General features: G+C 38.2%; 1 protein-coding gene. It reads left to right on the top strand.

Going from position 1 to position 325, the window contains the following annotated elements; all coding sequences use genetic code 11:
* Positions 1 to 302, top strand: a 302-nt coding sequence (gene msrB, locus AOA59_RS25365; RefSeq protein ID WP_099489502.1) for a peptide-methionine (R)-S-oxide reductase MsrB, incomplete at its 5' end; no start/stop codon positions are given.
* Between the last annotated feature and the right edge of the window lie 23 nt (positions 303 to 325).

Here is a 325-nt window from a genome sequence, read left to right as displayed (position 1 = left end):
ACATAGTATCGGGAGAGCCGTTGTTTAGTTCAAAAGATCAATATGATGCTGGTTGTGGATGGCCTAGTTTCACTAAACCAATCAGTAACTACCATATAAATGATAAATTGGATAAAAGCCATGGAATGCTACGTACCGAGGTAAGGAGTAAATATGGGGATTCTCACCTAGGCCATCTATTCTATGATGGACCTAAATCACAAGGTGGACACAGGTATTGTATTAATTCTGCAGCACTAAAGTTTATTCCAAAGGATCAGTTAAAAAAAGAAGGATACGAGGAGTTTCTTGCATTATTTTGAGGGGCGGTTCTGATGTTATTTTC

The sequence above is a fragment of the Pseudomonas sp. 2822-15 genome, from assembly GCF_002742515.1.
GTDB classification, from domain to species: Bacteria; Pseudomonadota; Gammaproteobacteria; order Pseudomonadales; family Pseudomonadaceae; genus Aquipseudomonas; species Aquipseudomonas salomonii.
The sequence above is the reverse complement of the archived record's forward strand: the minus strand, read 5'-3'. Positions and strand labels throughout refer to the sequence as shown.